At 70.6% G+C, this 16,901-nt stretch carries 7 protein-coding genes, 1 tRNA gene and 1 pseudogene; 8 read left to right on the top strand and 1 reads right to left on the bottom strand.

Features of this window, described 5'->3' with window-relative positions; translation table 11 throughout:
- Positions 1-259: 259 nt before the first annotated feature.
- Positions 260-332 (top strand) — tRNA-Thr (locus AB0E05_RS32865).
- Between the two features lie 51 nt (positions 333-383).
- On the opposite strand, the gene AB0E05_RS32860 is transcribed toward AB0E05_RS32865, so the two are convergent.
- Positions 384-3,035, bottom strand: coding sequence for a SpoIIE family protein phosphatase (locus AB0E05_RS32860; RefSeq protein WP_361970597.1), 2,652 nt, complete (start codon positions 3,033-3,035; stop codon positions 384-386).
- A gap of 289 nt (positions 3,036-3,324) precedes the next feature.
- Here AB0E05_RS32860 and AB0E05_RS32855 point away from each other — a divergent pair, with 289 nt between their 5' ends.
- The 7 genes and pseudogenes from AB0E05_RS32855 to AB0E05_RS32825 all read left to right on the top strand — a co-directional run bounded on the left by AB0E05_RS32855 (position 3,325) and on the right by AB0E05_RS32825 (position 16,857).
- Positions 3,325-8,802: a HAMP domain-containing protein gene (locus tag AB0E05_RS32855; protein ID WP_361970595.1), complete on the top strand. Its 5,478-nt coding sequence runs from the start codon at positions 3,325-3,327 to the stop codon at positions 8,800-8,802.
- 317 nt (positions 8,803-9,119) lie between these two features.
- The gene (locus AB0E05_RS32850; RefSeq protein ID WP_361970594.1) at positions 9,120-9,797 is read left to right on the top strand and encodes a response regulator; all 678 of its coding nucleotides are present in this window, start codon (positions 9,120-9,122) and stop codon (positions 9,795-9,797) included.
- Positions 9,798-9,953: 156 nt separating this feature from the next.
- Positions 9,954-12,779: a DNA translocase FtsK gene (locus AB0E05_RS32845; RefSeq protein WP_361970592.1), complete on the top strand. Its 2,826-nt coding sequence runs from the start codon at positions 9,954-9,956 to the stop codon at positions 12,777-12,779.
- Positions 12,780-13,075: 296 nt separating this feature from the next.
- Positions 13,076-13,906, top strand: coding sequence for a RodZ domain-containing protein (locus tag AB0E05_RS32840; RefSeq protein ID WP_361970591.1), 831 nt, complete (start codon positions 13,076-13,078; stop codon positions 13,904-13,906).
- A 112-nt stretch (positions 13,907-14,018) separates the two neighbouring features.
- Positions 14,019-15,497, top strand: a pseudogene (gene rimO / locus AB0E05_RS32835) (30S ribosomal protein S12 methylthiotransferase RimO); the annotation flags it as partial.
- 158 nt (positions 15,498-15,655) lie between these two features.
- Complete coding sequence (gene pgsA, locus AB0E05_RS32830) at positions 15,656-16,330, top strand: CDP-diacylglycerol--glycerol-3-phosphate 3-phosphatidyltransferase (protein ID WP_361970590.1); 675 nt, start codon at positions 15,656-15,658, stop codon at positions 16,328-16,330.
- Positions 16,331-16,338: 8 nt separating this feature from the next.
- Positions 16,339-16,857 carry a nicotinamide-nucleotide amidohydrolase family protein gene (locus AB0E05_RS32825; RefSeq protein WP_361970589.1) on the top strand — a complete coding sequence of 173 codons (519 nt, stop codon included), beginning with the start codon at positions 16,339-16,341 and terminating at the stop codon, positions 16,855-16,857.
- The last annotated feature ends 44 nt before the right edge of the window (positions 16,858-16,901 follow it).

The raw sequence follows: 16,901 nt of genomic DNA, 5'->3' as shown, positions 1-16,901 counted from the left end.
CAGGGGGGACCCTGTGGGAGAGTAGGACGCCGCCGAACAATATTTGAGGAGAGGGCCCCACACTTCGGTGTGGGGCCCTTTTCGCATTTCCGGAGTTGGCGACGTACACAAAGCCACTAGCCGGACCGGTGCCACGGCCACCCAGTCGCCCCGGACCTGACGGTCCTTCGAGTGCGCTTCTTCGAGTGGAGCGGGCTCAGGTGGTTCGGAGCACGGTCCAACTCGGGGTATGATTTACCTCGTTGCCGCAGTGCAGCAGGCCCCAATAGCTCAGTCGGTAGAGCGTCTCCATGGTAAGGAGAAGGTCTACGGTTCGATTCCGTATTGGGGCTCAGGACGACGAAGGCCCCCGCCGATGGCGGGGGCCTTCGTCATGTCCGGGGTCAGCCCCGTCGGGGCTCCGGGATGCGCATCGCCAGGATCGCCATGTCGTCCGAGGCCGGCTCCGCCGCGAAGCGCTCCACCGCGCGGAGCACGCGGGAGGCCACGGCGCCCGCGGTCAGCCCCGTACACGTGGTGAGGACTTCGGCGAGGCCGTCGTCGCCCAGCATGCGGGAGCCCTCGCGGCGCTCGGTGACGCCGTCCGTGACGCAGAGCAGGACGTCGCCGGGGTCGAGGGTCACCATCTGCTCGAACAGCTCCAGGTCCTCCATGACGCCGAGCAGCGGCTGCGGTTCCGCGGCGGACTCGACCGTGCCGTCCTGGCGCAGGCGCAAGGGGAGCGGGTGGCCCGCGCAGACGACCTTGAGGTGGGCACTGCCGTCCTCCTGCGGCCACAGCTCGCCGTAGAGCAACGTCAGGAAGCGGCTGCGGGCGCCCTCGTCGAGGATGGCCGCGTTCAGCCGCTCCAGGACCGCGGGGCCGCCGAATCCCTCGCGGGCCAGCAGACGCAGGGCGTGGCGGGCGAGGCCGGTGACCGCGGCGGCCTCCGGGCCCGTACCGCAGACGTCGCCGATGGCGAAGCCGTACGCGCCGTCGCGGATGGGGAACACGTCGTAGAAGTCGCCGCCGACCTCGTTGCCCTCGCCGGCCGCTCGGTAGATCACCTCGACCTCGACGCCCGGGATCTGCGGGGACTCCGGCGGCAGGAGGCTGCGCTGCAACGACTGGCTGATGGCGACCCGCTCCGAGTACAGCCGGGCGTTGTCCAGGGCCAGGGCGGCTCTGCGGGACAGGTCCTCGGCCAGCTCCAGGATCTCCTGGCGGAAGTGGTCGTCGGAGGGCTTGCCGAGGGTCAGCATGCCGATGACGCGGTTGCGGGCGACCAGGGGAAGCACGACCGTCTCACCGCCGACCGCGGCTGCGGTGGCCAGTGTGGTCGCGATGCCGGAGGAGACCGGGGACGAGGAGCCGAGGCCCAGTTCGCGCTTGGACGTCTGGAGGGCGGCCTCCTGGGCGGCCTTGGCAGGCGCGTGCCAGACGCGGGCGCCCGGCGTGGGGACCGGGTCCGGCGGGGCGATCTTGGACAGCAGGTCCTTCAGACCGTCGATGCGGTCCTCGTCCTCGTGCAGCACATAGCTGAGGTACGGGTCGGACGCCTGGTCGGCGATGGTGTAGACCGCGCACCAGGTGGCGAGCGTGGGGACCGTCATCTGTGCCATCAGCGCGAGGGTCTGGTCCCGGTCCAGGGTGCCGGCGAGCAGGTCGGACGCCTCGACCAGGAAGGACAGCGAGCCGCGGCGCAGGCGCTCCAGCTCGCCGAGGCGGGCGGACTCGACGGCGAGCGCGATGCGGTCGGCGGCGAACTGGAGGCGCAGGGCCTCCTCGTTCGTGTACCGGCCGGCCGATTCCGCCGCTACGCCCAGGGAGCCGGTGAGACGGCCCTCGACCTTGAGCGGGACGGTGACGACCGAACGCATCCCGGTGGTGTTCAGGAGCGGTACGGCTCCGGGCACGGAGGTGAGGTCGTCGTGGACGGCGGGCATGCGGGCGGAGCCGTACCGTCCGGTGCCGGCTTCGACGGGAACGCGGGCGAAGCGCTGGCGGGCCGAGGGGAGCCCGGTGGTCGCGCGCACCTCCAGCTCGGTCTCGTCGTCCGTGGCCAGCAGCAGGAAGGCCGCGTCGCCGTCGAGCATGTCGCGGGCGCGCTCCACCGTGCGCTGGAGGAGGCCGTCGAGGTCGTCGGGGGCGGGGGAGCCGATGAAGACCTCGAAGGGGTCCGTGCTGTGGGATTCGGCGCCCGTGTCGGCGCCGGCGCCGCGGTGCGGGGTCTGGAGGACGGCGCGCTCCTCGTCCCGCACCAGCAGGCAGACCGTCGACGGTTCGCCGTTGGTGTCGCGTACGCGCAGGTGGGAGGCGTACACGGGGACGACGCGGCCGTCGGTGTCCCGGATGCCGTAGCTGCCTTCCCAGCGGGAGAGCTGGAGGGCCTCGGCGATGCCGGTGCCGATGCCCGGGGTGTGCGGCCAGGCGGCGAAGTCGGTGAGCGGCTTGCCGATGACCTGGTCCGCGGGGTAGCCGAAGAGGTGCTCGGCGTCCTCGTTCCAGCTGGCAATGGTGCCGTTGCGGTCGATCTGGACGACGGCGACGCGGACGCGTTCGTCCGCGACGGGCAGCATGGGGGTGGGCAGGACCGGGCCGGCGGAACGGGTGCCGACCGGCCGTTCGGGCAGGTCGAGCTGGAACCAGACCTGTTTGAAAGTGGGAGCGTACTCGACGCCCCAGCGGGAGGCGAGGGCGGAGCACAGCAGCAGCCCGCGGCCGTTCTCGCTGTCGAGCGGGGCGAGGACGTGGCTGCCCTGGATGGGGATCTCGCGCTCCGGGTAGCGGTCGCCGACCTCGATGCGGACGCTGTCGTCCGTGCGCAGGCACAGGACGTCCGCGGCGGTGCCGGCGTGGATGACCGCGTTGGTGACGAGTTCGCTGGTCAGGACTACGGCGTCGTCGACGATGTCGGAGTGGCCCCAGCCCTGGAGGGTGTCGCGGACGAAGGCGCGGGCGGTCGCCACGGACCGCCCGACGGGGTCGAAGGTGGCGGCGGCCCGAGCGGTGATCACTGAACTCCTCGTACGCGTCTCGACGCCCGGCTCTGCCATGATCGGCCTGCCCCTCCCGGTGCCCGGTCCCTGTCTTCGTGCCCTAGTCGCCCAGGCCGGGCGGACCGGGGCGGTTGGACAGCCGGATGCCAGGTTACTTACCTTCGCAGTCCGAGCGGATGCCGGTCGCCGCTGTTTCCGCCCTCAGGGGGCGGGGACGTTATGCGAAGCTGCCGAACTGTTATGGCCTGGTTCGGTACGGGTGAAACACTGGGCACGCATCCGACGCGGGCTCGGGCACTCTGACAAGGACCCGAGCAGTACGGTCAACCCCTGCGGGAGGGACACGGTGGAGTCTGGCGTGGCGGCGCGCGGGAGGAACACGCGCGCGAAAGGCGGACGGTCCCGAAGTAATGGGACGGTCGAGGTGGACGCGGTGGCCCTCAACCGGCTGCTGACCGCCTTGACGTCCATGCGTGACGGAAACTTCCGCAAGCGTCTGACCGTGTCGGGCGACGACGTGATGGCCGAGATCGCGGCCGTCTACAACGAGGTCGCCGACCGCAATCTCCACCTCACGGGTGAGCTGGCCCGGGTCCGCAGGGTCGTCGGACGGGAGGGCAAGCTGACCGAGCGCTTGGACACGGGAGCCTGCGAAGGGTCCTGGGCGGCGGCGATCGACGCCTCGAACGCCCTGGTGGACGATCTGGCGCGGCCGGTGTCCGAGGTGGGCCGGGTGCTGTCGGCGGTCGCCGACGGCGATCTGGTGCAGCGCATGGAGCTGCGCTCGGAGGGCGCGGACGGGGTCGTACGACCACTGCGCGGCGAGTTCCTGAAGGTCGCGCGCACGGTCAACAGCCTGGTCGACCAGTTGTCGGCGTTCACGGACGAGGTGACGCGGGTCGCCCTGGAGGTCGGCACCGAGGGCAAGCTCGGCGGGCAGGCGCAGGCGCGCGGCATGTCCGGGTCGTGGAAGGACCTCACCGACTCCGTCAACACCATGGCGCAGCGGCTCACCGCGCAGGTGCGGGACATCGCGCTGGTGACCACGGCCGTGGCCAAGGGCGATCTGTCGCAGAAGGTCACGGTGCACGTCGCCGGCGAGATGCTGGAGCTGAAGAACACCGTCAACACGATGGTGGACCAGCTCCAGTCCCTGGGGTCCGAGGTGACCCGGGTGGCGCGCGAGGTGGGCACCGAGGGCGAGCTGGGCGGGCAGGCCGAGGTGCCCGGCGTCGCGGGCGTGTGGAAGGACCTCACCGACTCGGTCAACATGATGGCCGGCAATCTGACCTCGCAGGTGCGGGCGATCGCCGAGGTGACCACGGCGGTCGCGAACGGCGACCTGACGCAGAAGGTCACGGTGAACGCGCGGGGCGAGGTGGCGCAGCTCGCCGAGACCGTGAACCAGATGACGGAGACGCTGCGGACGTTCGCGGACGAGGTCACCCGGGTGGCCAGCGAAGTCGGCGGCGAGGGACTGCTCGGCGGTCAGGCGCAGGTGCCGGGGGCCGCGGGGACGTGGAAGGACCTCACCGATTCGGTGAACACCGTCTTCCGCAACCTGACCACTCAGGTGCGGGACATCGCGGCGGTCACCACGGCGGTCGCGAACGGTGACCTCTCGCAGAAGGTCACGGTGGACGTGGCCGGGGAGATGTTGGAGCTGAAGAACACCGTCAACACGATGGTGGACCAGCTCCAGTCCTTCGGCTCCGAGGTGACCCGGGTGGCCCGGGAGGTCGGCATCGAGGGCCGGCTGGGCGGCCAGGCGCGGGTGCCGGGGGCCGCGGGGACGTGGAAGGACCTCACGGACTCGGTGAACACCGCGTTCCGCAACCTCACCGGTCAGGTGCGGGACATCGCCCAGGTGACGACGGCGGTGGCGAACGGCGATCTGTCGCAGAAGGTCACGGTGGACGTGGCCGGGGAGATGTTGGAGCTGAAGAACACCGTCAACACGATGGTGGCGCAGCTCTCCTCGTTCGCCGAGCAGGTCACGCGGATGGCGCGGGACGTGGGCACCGAGGGCCGCCTCGGCGGTCAGGCGCGGGTCGACGGCGTCAGCGGTACGTGGCGGGAGCTGACGGACTCCGTCAACTTCATGGCGGGGAACCTGACCTGGCAGGTGCGGCAGATCGCCCAGGTGACGACGGCGGTGGCGCGCGGTGACCTGTCGCAGAAGATCGACGTGGACGCGCGCGGCGAGATCCTGGAGTTGAAGAACACCATCAACACGATGGTGGACCAGCTGTCGGCGTTCGCGGACCAGGTCACCCGGGTGGCCCGCGAGGTCGGCACCGAGGGCCGCCTCGGCGGTCAGGCGCAGGTGCCGGGCGTCGCCGGCGTCTGGCGCGATCTGACGGACTCGGTGAACGGCATGGCCGGCAACCTCACCGGTCAGGTGCGCAACATCGCCCAGGTCGCCACGGCGGTGGCGCGCGGTGACCTGTCGCAGAAGATCGAGGTCGACGCGCGCGGCGAGATCCTGGAGTTGAAGAACACCATCAACACGATGGTGGACCAGCTGTCGAACTTCGCGGAGCAGGTCACCCGGGTGGCCCGGGAGGTCGGCACCGAGGGCATGCTCGGCGGACAGGCCGAGGTGCAGGGGGTCTCCGGCACCTGGAAGGACCTCACCCAGTCCGTCAACTCGATGGCGAACAACCTGACCTCGCAGGTGCGCAGCATCGCCGAGGTCACCACGGCGGTCGCCAAGGGCGACCTGTCGAAGAAGATCACCGTGGACGCCAAGGGCGAGATCCTCGAACTGGTGACGACGGTGAACACGATGGTCGACCAGCTCTCCGACTTCGCCGACGAGGTGACCCGGGTGGCCCGCGAGGTGGGCACGGAGGGCGTGTTGGGCGGCCAGGCCCGGGTGCGCGGCGTCACCGGCATCTGGAAGGACCTCAGCGACAACGTCAACCTGATGGCGAACAACCTGACGAACCAGGTGCGGAACATCGCCCGGGTCTCGGCGGCCGTCGCCAACGGCGACCTGACGAAGAAGGTGACGGTCGAGGCGCGCGGCGAGTTCGCCGAGCTGGCGGAGACCGTCAACACCATGGTGACGACCCTGTCGTCGTTCGCGGACGAGGTCACCCGGGTGGCCCGCGAGGTGGGCACCGAGGGCGAGTTGGGCGGCCAGGCGCAGGTGCCGGGCGTGTCGGGCACCTGGAAGGACCTGACCGAGTCGGTGAACTCGATGGCGTCCAACCTGACCTGGCAGGTGCGCCAGATCGCCACCGTCACCACCGCCATCGCCAAGGGCGATCTGACGCGGAAGATCGACATCGAGGCGCGGGGCGAGATCCTGGAGCTGAAGACGACGATCAACACGATGGTCGACCAGCTGTCGTCGTTCGCCGGCGAGGTGACGCGGGTGGCCCGCGAGGTGGGCACGGACGGACAGCTCGGCGGTCAGGCGCGGGTGCGGGACGTGGACGGCACCTGGCGGGACCTGACGGAGTCGGTGAACGAGATGGCCGGCAACCTGACCCGTCAGGTGCGGGCGATCGCCGCCGTGGCCACCGCGGTGACACGTGGCGACCTGAACCTCAAGGTCGACGTGGACGCGGCCGGTGAGATCCAGGTCCTCCAGGACAACATCAACACGATGATCGCCAAGCTCCGCGACACCACCCTCGCCAACGAGGAGCAGGACTGGCTGAAGGGCAACCTGGCCCGGATCTCCGGACTGATGCAGGGCCGTCGCGACCTCGACGACGTGGCGTCGCTGATCATGAGCGAGCTGACGCCGGTCGTCTCGGCGCAGCACGGCGCGTTCTTCCTGGCCATGCCCGCGGGCGGCATCTCGGACGTGCCGGGCGAGGAGGAGACGTCGTACGAACTCCAGATGCGCGGGAGCTACGGCTACTCGGCGGGGCTGATGCCGACGTCGTTCAGGCCGGGAGAGACGCTGATCGGGACGGCCGCCGAGGAGAAGCGGACGATCCAGGTCAGCGTGCCGCCGGGGTACTTGAAGATCTCCTCCGGGCTCGGCGAGGCGTCCCCGGCGTACGTGATCGTGCTGCCGGTGCTCTTCGAGGGCAAGGTGCTGGGCGTGATCGAGCTGGCGTCGTTCCAGCCGTTCACCCAGATCCAGCGGGACTTCCTCAACCAGCTCGCCGAGATGATCGCCACCAGTGTCAACACGATCAGCGTGAACACCAAGACCGAGGTCCTGCTGATGCAGTCGCAGGAGCTGACGGAGCAGCTGCGGGAGCGTTCGGCGGAGCTGGAGAACCGGCAGCGGGCGCTGGAGGAGTCCAACGCCGAGCTGGAGGACAAGGCGGAGCTGCTGGCCCAGCAGAACCGCGACATCGAGGTGAAGAACACCGAGATCGAAGAGGCCCGGCAGGTGCTGGAGGAGCGCGCCGAACAGCTCGCGGTCTCGATGCGCTACAAGAGCGAGTTCCTGGCGAACATGTCGCACGAGCTGCGCACCCCGCTGAACTCGCTGCTGATCCTGGCGAAGCTGCTCGCGGACAACGCGGAGGGCAACCTCTCGCCGAAGCAGGTGGAGTTCGCCGAGACGATCCACGGCGCCGGGTCCGACCTGTTGCAGCTGATCAACGACATCCTCGACCTGTCGAAGGTCGAGGCCGGCAAGATGGACGTCTCGCCGACCCGGATCGCCCTGGTGCAGCTGGTGGACTACGTGGAGGCCACGTTCCGGCCGCTCACCGCGGAGAAGGGCCTGGACTTCTCCGTACGGGTCTCCCCGGAGCTGCCGGCGACGCTGCACACCGACGAGCAGCGGCTGTTGCAGGTGCTGCGCAATCTGTTGTCGAACGCGGTGAAGTTCACCGACTCGGGCGCGGTGGAGCTGGTGATCCGGCCGGCCGGCGCGGACGTGCCGCAGTCGATCCGGGAGCAGTTGCTGGAGGGCGGATCGCTCCAGGACGCGGACTCCGAGCTGATCGCGTTCTCCGTCACCGACACCGGGATCGGGATCGCGGCCGGCAAGATGCGGGTCATCTTCGAGGCGTTCAAGCAGGCCGACGGGACGACGAGCCGCAAGTACGGCGGGACGGGCCTGGGGCTGTCCATCAGCCGGGAGATCGCACGGCTGCTCGGCGGCGAGATCCACGCGGCGAGCGAGCCGGGCCGCGGTTCGACGTTCACGCTGTACCTGCCGCTGCACCCCGTCGAGCAGTCGACGCAGGGACAGGGCGGGCACGGCGGCGAGGGCACGGAGGCCCATGCTCCGCTGGAGCGGCCGGAGCGGATCGTGTCGGGTGACACCGGGCCGGGCGCGCTGTTCCGCCGGCGGCGCAAGGCGCTGAGCGGGCTGCCGGAGAAGCCGGCGCTGCCGAGCACGGCCACGGGCGGCGGCGTCGCCTCCAACGGCGCCGCGCCGGTGCCGCACCTCGGTTCCGCGGCGGGCCGGGGGCCGCAGGCACCCGAGCCCCAGGAGCCGTCGGAGCCGCGCCGCACGTTCGTCTTCGACAACGAGAAGGTACTGATCGTCGACGACGACATCCGCAACGTCTTCGCGCTCACGAGCGTGTTGGAGCAGCACGGGCTGTCGGTGCTGTACGCGGAGAACGGCCGGGAGGGCATCGAGGTCCTGGAGCAGCACGACGACGTGACGGTCGTGCTGATGGACATCATGATGCCGGAGATGGACGGTTACGCGACGACGACGGCGATCCGCAGGATGCCGCAGTTCGCCGGGCTGCCGATCATCGCGCTCACCGCGAAGGCGATGAAGGGCGACCGGGAGAAGGCCATCGAGTCGGGCGCGTCGGACTATGTGACCAAGCCGGTGGACCCGGACCACCTGCTGTCGGTGATGGAGCAGTGGATGCACGAAAAGTGACCGCGAGTGACCGTGGCGTGATCGCGCAATGAGGAAACCACTGCCGGTCCATGCCGTTTCCGTGTCGGTTACTGACTGAGTCTGCCTGAAGGTGTGTGCGACGGTGGTTTTCGGGGAACGTTTTCGTCTCCGCGTCCGTTTCAGCTCCGGGCACTGTGACATCGCGGTGACAGGGTGTGGCGACAGGCGGGGTGCGGCTACCATGACCGGCACAAGGGCGGGCGGCGCAAGGGAGCCGTCCCCCGGGGCGGCGCCCGGTGTGTTTCCCGTGCTCATGGAGTCGGGGAGACCCCAATCCGGGGCGAGGAGGACGGGGCATGGTGCAGAAGGCCAAGATCCTCCTGGTCGATGACCGGCCGGAGAATCTGCTGGCGTTGGAGGCCATTCTCTCCGCGCTCGATCAGACGCTGGTGCGGGCATCGTCCGGGGAGGAAGCGCTCAAGGCGCTGCTGACGGACGACTTCGCGGTCATCCTGCTGGACGTCCAGATGCCCGGCATGGACGGGTTCGAGACGGCCGCGCACATCAAGCGCAGGGAGCGGACCCGCGACATCCCGATCATCTTCCTCACCGCGATCAACCACGGCCCGCACCACACCTTCCGCGGGTACGCGGCCGGCGCGGTCGACTACATCTCCAAGCCGTTCGACCCGTGGGTGCTGCGCGCGAAGGTCTCCGTCTTCGTCGAGCTGTACATGAAGAACTGCCAACTGCGTGAGCAGGCAGCGCTGCTGCGCCTCCAGCTCGAAGGCGGTGGTCAGGGCGTGACGGGCGCTCTCGGCCGGGAGCCGGTGGCGCTCCTCGCCGAGCTCTCCGCGCGGCTCGCGGCCGTCGAGGAGCAGGCCGAGGCCCTGTCCAAGCAGCTCGACGACGAGTCCGCCGACGCGGCGGCCGTGGCGACCGCGGCCCATCTCGAACGCAAACTGACCGGGCTGCGCAGGGCACTGGACGCGCTGGAGCCGGGCACCGGCGGCGCCTCCGCCCCACCGCTGTAGCCGACGCCCCCGCGGGACCGCCGCGAGGGCCGTCGAGCGTGTTCCGGACCGGCCCGGCTGAGCGGGCGTCACCTTTGCGCCGCGTCAAGGCGACACGTTGGGGTGAAGCGGTGGGCACGCGTGTCCACCGCCCTTCACACCGGTAACCTCACCCCCATGGCCTCACGTACGTCCGGCAAGGGTTCCCAGGGCACGTCGGGCACCGAAAAGCCGCGCCCCGGCCGTACGAACGGTGCCCCCGCCGCCAAGAAGGCGGCGCCCGCGAAGAAGTCCGCCGCCAAGAAACCCGCGGCGAAGAAGACGGCGAGGCCTGCCCAGGCGTCGCCCGCGAAGAAGGCACCGGCCAAGAAGCCCGCGGCGAAGAAGCCCGCGCCCAAGCCGGCACCGTCACCGACCGGCGGTCTGTACCGGGTGGTGCGCGCGGTCGGCGTCGGCGTCGCCCACGGTGTCGGAGCGATGTTCCGCGGCATAGGGCGCGGCGCGAAGGGCCTCGACCCCGCACACCGCAAGGACGGCCTCGCGCTGCTGCTGCTGGGCCTGGCCCTGGTGGTCGCGGCGGGCACCTGGTCGAATCTGCGCGGTCCCGTCGGCGACCTCGTCGAAATGCTGGTCACCGGCGCCTTCGGCCGGCTCGACCTGCTGGTGCCGATACTGCTCGGCGCGATCTCGGTGCGCCTGTTCCTGTATCCGCAGCGCCCGGAGGCCAACGGCCGGATCGTCATCGGGCTGTCCGCGCTCGTGATCGGCATCCTCGGCCAGGTCCACATCGCCTGCGGCTCACCGGGCCGCGGCGACGGCAACGAGGCCATGCAGGACGCCGGCGGCCTCATCGGCTGGGGCGCCTCCAAGCCGCTGGTCTTCATGATGGGCGAGGTGCTGGCCGTTCCGCTGCTGGTGCTGCTCACGGTCTTCGGACTGCTCGTCGTGACGGCGACGCCGGTGAACGCGATTCCGCAACGCCTGCGGCTGCTCGGCGTCAAGCTGGGTCTGGTCCAGCCCCTGCACGAGCAGGGCGAAGCCGACGGGTCGTACGGGAGCGACGACGACCGGCGCTACGACGAGCAGTGGCGCGAGGCCGTGCCCGCCGGACCGAGCCGCCGCCGGGGCCGTCCCGTCAGCGACGCCGTTGCCCCCTTCGACGCCGACGCCGATGCCGAGTCCCAGGAGCTGGCGCAGCGGCGCCGGCCGCGCCGGGGCTCCGTACAGCCGGCGATGCACCGGCCGATGGACGCCGTGGACGTGGCCGCCGCTGCCGCCGCCGCGCTCGACGGTGCCGTCTACAACGGCCTTCCGCCGTCCCCGCTGGTCGCCGATCTGACGAAGGACGTCACCGCGGACATCCGCCGTGCGTCCTCCCCCGTACCGCCCGCGCGTGAACCGCGGCCGACCGGCGAGCCGAAGGCGGCGGAGCCCACCGAGGAGTCCTCGTCCGTACCCGATCTGACCAAGCCCGCGCCCGCCGAGGACCGGCCGCTGCCGCCGCGGGCGGAGCAGCTCCAACTCGCCGGTGACATCACGTACGCGCTGCCCTCGCTCGACCTGCTGGAGCGCGGCGGCCCCGGCAAGACGCGCAGCGCCGCCAACGACGCCATCGTCGCCTCACTGACGAACGTCTTCACCGAGTTCAAGGTCGACGCCGCCGTCACCGGCTTCACCCGCGGTCCGACGGTCACCCGCTACGAGGTCGAACTCGGGCCCGCGGTGAAGGTCGAGCGGATCACCGCGCTCACCAAGAACATCGCGTACGCCGTGGCCAGTCCGGACGTGCGGATCATCTCGCCCATCCCCGGCAAGTCCGCCGTCGGCATCGAGATCCCGAACACCGACCGGGAGATGGTGAACGTCGGGGACGTGCTGCGGCTCGCCGACGCGGCCGAGGACGACCACCCGATGCTGGTGGCGCTCGGCAAGGACGTCGAGGGCGGCTACGTGATGGCCAACCTCGCCAAGATGCCGCACGTGCTCGTCGCCGGCGCGACCGGCTCCGGCAAGTCCTCCTGCATCAACTGCCTGATCACCTCGGTGATGATAAGGGCGACCCCGGAGGACGTCCGGATGGTGCTGATCGACCCCAAGCGGGTCGAGCTCACCGCGTACGAGGGCATCCCGCACCTGATCACCCCGATCATCACCAACCCCAAGCGGGCGGCCGAGGCCCTCCAGTGGGTCGTCCGCGAGATGGACCTGCGCTACGACGACCTCGCGGCCTTCGGCTTCCGTCACATCGACGACTTCAACCAGGCCATTCGCGCCGGCAAGGTCACCCTGCCCGAGGGCAGCGAGCGCGACCTCCAGCCGTATCCGTACCTGCTGGTCATCGTGGACGAGCTGGCGGACCTGATGATGGTCGCGCCGCGCGACGTCGAGGACGCCATCGTGCGCATCACCCAGCTCGCGCGCGCGGCCGGCATCCACCTCGTCCTCGCCACCCAGCGGCCGTCCGTCGACGTCGTCACCGGTCTGATCAAGGCCAACGTGCCGTCCCGGCTCGCCTTCGCGACGTCCTCGCTCGCCGACAGCCGGGTCATCCTCGACCAGCCCGGTGCGGAGAAGCTGATCGGCAAGGGCGACGGGCTCTTCCTGCCGATGGGCGCCAACAAGCCCACCCGCATGCAGGGCGCGTTCGTGACGGAGGACGAGGTCGCCGCCGTCGTACGCCACTGCAAGGACCAGATGACGCCCGTCTTCCGCGAGGACGTCACCGTCGGCTCCAAGCAGAAGAAGGAGATCGACGAGGACATCGGCGACGACCTGGACCTGCTGTGCCAGGCGGCGGAGCTGGTGGTGTCCACGCAGTTCGGGTCCACGTCCATGCTCCAGCGCAAGCTGCGCGTGGGCTTCGCGAAGGCGGGGCGGCTGATGGACCTGATGGAGTCGCGGAACGTCGTCGGGCCGAGCGAGGGCTCCAAGGCGCGGGACGTGCTGGTGAAGCCGGACGAACTGGACGGGGTGCTGGCCGTGATCCGCGGCGAGTCCGCCTGAGGAAGGGACGCGCACCGGCCGGCGCGGACACCGTTGCGACACGCCGGAGGCCGGTGCACGGACCGGATGACGCGCCGTCCTCCACGGTCGTCGCCACCCCGTTCGACGGTCGAGCAACCGTTTCCCTTGTCGTTACGTCAAGTTGGGAAGAGGGGCAGGATAGACCGGTCCCGACGCCCGGGGTGCACCGGCCATTCCGATGGCGTACAAAGTCCCGCCGCCCGGTTGCCCCACCCTTTCGTACCACCCTTAGACTGAACCTCCAGCAGGTGGTTACACGCTCGAAAGGCGCCCCCGTGTCCATCGGCAACTCCCCCGAAGACGACCGGCCTTCCGCCCGGGACGACCAGCCGCCCATCGGTCACGTCCTCCAACAGGCCCGCATCGCGGCCGGTCTGACCGTCGACGAGGTCAGCGCCACCACCCGCGTCCGGGTCCCCATCCTCCAGGCCATCGAGCACGAGGACTTCTCCCGCAGCGGCGGCGACGTCTACGCCCGCGGACACATCCGCATGATCGCCCGCGCCGTGGGCCTCGACCCCGATCCGCTCGTCGAGCAGTACGACTCCGAGCACGGCGGGCGGCCCGCGCCGACCCCCGCCGCCCCGCTGTTCGAAGCCGAACGCATCCGCCCCGAGCCGCGCCGGCCCAACTGGACCGCGGCCATGGTCGCCGCGATCGTCGTCGTCGTCGGCTTCGTCGGCTTCACCCTCTTCTCCGGTGGTGACGAGGGCGGCGACAAGGGCCCCGTCGCCAAGGGGCCGGAGGCCGAGCGGTCGGCGTCCAGCAGCGCGGGACCGTCCAAGGGGCGGACGGGCGCCCCGGCGCCGGTGCCCTCGGACTCCGCGATCGCGGGGGCGCCCGCGGACAAGGTCACCGTCAAGCTGACCGTGCTGAAGGACCGGAGCTGGATCTCCGCCAAGTCGGCCACCGGCAAGCAGATCTTCGACGGGACGCTGAACAAGGGCCAGACCAAGACCTTCCAGGACGACCGGCGCGTCGACCTCATCCTCGGCAACGCCGGCGCGATCGAGCTGTTCGTCAACGGGAAGAAGATCGAGGACGACTTCCGGCCCGGCCAGGTCGAACGCGTGTCGTACACGAAGGGTGACCCCGAGGCCGGCTGACCGGACGCCCGGCGGTCCCCGGACGCCGACGAAGACCCCGTAACGGTGCGTACGCCCTGGTTGGACGGGCTGGGGGAGAGGGCGCGGCTCGGGACGAAGTAGTCTTGAGCCCATGCCCGAACGCCGTACCGTCGCCCTTGTCACTCTTGGCTGCGCCCGTAACGAGGTGGACTCGGAGGAGCTAGCGGGCCGTCTGGCAGCGGACGGCTGGGAGCTGGTCGAGGACGCCGCCGACGCGGACGTCGCCGTCGTCAACACCTGTGGCTTCGTCGAGGCCGCGAAGAAGGACTCCGTCGACGCCCTGCTGGAAGCCAACGACCTCAAGGACCACGGCAAGACCCAGGCCGTGGTCGCGGTCGGCTGCATGGCCGAGCGCTACGGCAAGGAGCTGGCCGAGGCCCTGCCCGAAGCCGACGGAGTCCTCGGCTTCGACGACTACTCCGACATCTCCGACCGTCTCCAGACCATCCTCAGCGGCGGGATCCACGCCGCCCACACCCCGCGCGACCGGCGCAAGCTGCTGCCGCTGAGCCCGGCGGAGCGGCAGGCGGCCACCGGCGTCGCACTGCCGGGACACGGCGCGCCCGCCGAGGAAACAAGCCCCTCCCCGGCGGACCTCGCGGACCTGCCGGCGGGCGTCGCGCCCGAATCGGGTCCGCGTGCCCCGCTGCGCCGCAGACTGGGCAGCAGCCCCGTCGCGTCCGTGAAGCTCGCCTCCGGCTGCGACCGGCGCTGCACCTTCTGCGCGATCCCCTCCTTCCGCGGCTCCTTCATCTCGCGGCGCCCCGCCGACGTCCTCGGTGAGACCCGCTGGCTGGCCGAGCAGGGCGTCAAGGAGGTCATGCTCGTCTCCGAGAACAACACCTCGTACGGCAAGGACCTCGGGGACATCCGGCTGCTGGAGACGCTGCTGCCGGAGCTGGCGGCCGTCGACGGCATCGAGCGCGTACGGGTCAGCTACCTCCAGCCCGCGGAGATGCGGCCCGGGCTGATCGACGTCCTGACCTCCACGCCCAAGGTCGCGCCCTACTTCGACCTCTCCTTCCAGCACTCCGCCCCCGGGGTGCTGCGGGCGATGCGCAGGTTCGGCGACACGGAGCGCTTCCTCGAACTGCTGGAGACGATCCGCGGCAAGGCGCCGCAGGCCGGCGTGCGCTCCAACTTCATCGTCGGCTTCCCCGGCGAGAGCGAGGCGGACTTCGCCGAGTTGGAGCGCTTCCTCACCCATGCGCGGCTGGACGCCATCGGTGTGTTCGGCTACTCCGACGAGGAGGGCACGGAGGCCGCGACGTACGAGGACAAGCTGCCCGAGGACGTCGTCGCCGAGCGGCTGGCGCACCTGTCGCGGCTGGCGGAGGAGCTGACCGCGCAGCGCGCCGAGGAGCGGCTGGGCGAGACGCTGGAGGTGCTGGTCGAGTCGGTCTCCTCGGGGGACGACGACGGTGAGGAGCCCGCGGTGGGGCGCGGCACCCACCAGGCGCCCGAGACGGACGGGCAGGTCGTCTTCACCTCTGCCGACGGCCTGGAGCCCGGCCGGATGGTGCTGGCGAAGGTCGTCGCCACGGAGGGTGTCGACCTGGTGGCCGAGTACGTCGGCCTGCCGCAGGAGGCCCCGGCACCGTCCGGCACCACCGCGGCCAGCGGCGGGACCTCGGCCCTGGACGCGCTGGTGAACGGGGCTACCGCCCTGGGCGCCCGCGGACCGGTGCGGGAGGGCGGTCGACGCGCGGTGGGCGAGGAGGCGGCCAGATGACCGGAGTGCCGGCATCCGCGGGGGGTGGCACCGGCAGGCCCGGTCGACCCGCGCCCGGAGGGAAGCTCGGCGCTGCGGCCGTCAATCAGGCCAGCCTGTGGAACATCGCCAACATCCTCACCATGCTCCGGCTGGTGCTGGTGCCCGGCTTCGTCATCCTGCTGTTCCAGGACGGCGGCTACGACCCGGCCTGGCGCGCCTGGGCCTGGGCGGCGTTCGCCGTCGCCATGATCACCGACGTCTTCGACGGCCATCTGGCCCGTACGTACAACCTGGTCACGGACTTCGGGAAGATCGCCGACCCCATCGCGGACAAGGCGATCATGGCCGCGGGGCTGATCAGCCTCTCCGTCCTCGGGGACCTGCCGTGGTGGGTGACGGGCGTGATCCTCTTCCGCGAGCTGGGGATCACCCTGATGCGGTTCTGGGTGATCCGGCACGGGGTCATTCCGGCCAGTCGCGGCGGCAAGATGAAGACCCTCGCGCAGGGCACCGCGGTCGGCATGTACGTGCTCGCGCTCGTCGGGCCGCTGGCCACCCTGCGCTTCTGGGTGATGGGGCTCGCGGTCGTGCTGACCGTGGTCACCGGTCTGGACTACGTGCGACAGGCGGTCCTGCTGCGGCGCAGGGGACTCGCCAAGGAGCGCAGCACTGCCCCTGGCGGGCGGTGAGGGACCCGGTGGCGGACGGCACGGTCGCGGCGCGCGTCCTGGACTTGCTTGCGGAGCGTGGTCAGACCCTGGCGGTCGCCGAGTCCCTGACGGGCGGCCTCGTGGCCGGGGAACTGACCGGGGTGCCCGGTGCGTCGCGCTCCTTCCGCGGGTCGGTGACGGCGTACGCGACGGCCTTGAAGCGGGACGTCCTCGGGGTCGACGCGACCCTTCTGGCGGAGCGCGGCGCGGTGGATCCGACGGTTGCGTCGCAGATGGCAGCGGGTGTGCGGGCCCGGATGGGGGCGGACTGGGGGATCGCGACGACGGGCGTCGCGGGACCCGACGCCCAGGACGGACAGCCGGTCGGCACGGTCTTCGTGGCCGTGTCGGGACCGGACCGGAGCGAGAAAGTGACGGCGCTGAGGTTGAACGGCAGCCGGGCGGAAATCCGTAAAGAGAGTGTACGGAGCGTGCTGGAACTGCTCCTGGGTGAACTGCACGGCACCGTGCGGGCGAAGGATACGGAACAGAACGGGGGGAATTGATGTTTACAGCCCTGAGTGAACACGTCATCGCTCCCCGCACGGCC

The organism is Streptomyces sp. NPDC048057, from assembly GCF_040653095.1.
In the GTDB taxonomy this organism is placed as follows: domain Bacteria; phylum Actinomycetota; class Actinomycetes; order Streptomycetales; family Streptomycetaceae; genus Streptomyces.
This window is presented reverse-complemented; position numbering and strand designations above follow the sequence as displayed.

Excerpts from the sequence above, each read along its gene's own strand:
- pgsA (WP_361970590.1), top strand. The coding sequence starts at position 15,656 with ATGACCGGAGTGCCGGCATCCGCGGGGGGTGGCACCGGCAGGCCCGGT.
- AB0E05_RS32845 (WP_361970592.1), top strand. The coding sequence starts at position 9,954 with ATGGCCTCACGTACGTCCGGCAAGGGTTCCCAGGGCACGTCGGGCACC.
- AB0E05_RS32850 (WP_361970594.1), top strand. The coding sequence starts at position 9,120 with ATGGTGCAGAAGGCCAAGATCCTCCTGGTCGATGACCGGCCGGAGAAT.
- AB0E05_RS32860 (WP_361970597.1), bottom strand. The coding sequence starts at position 3,035 with ATGGCAGAGCCGGGCGTCGAGACGCGTACGAGGAGTTCAGTGATCACC.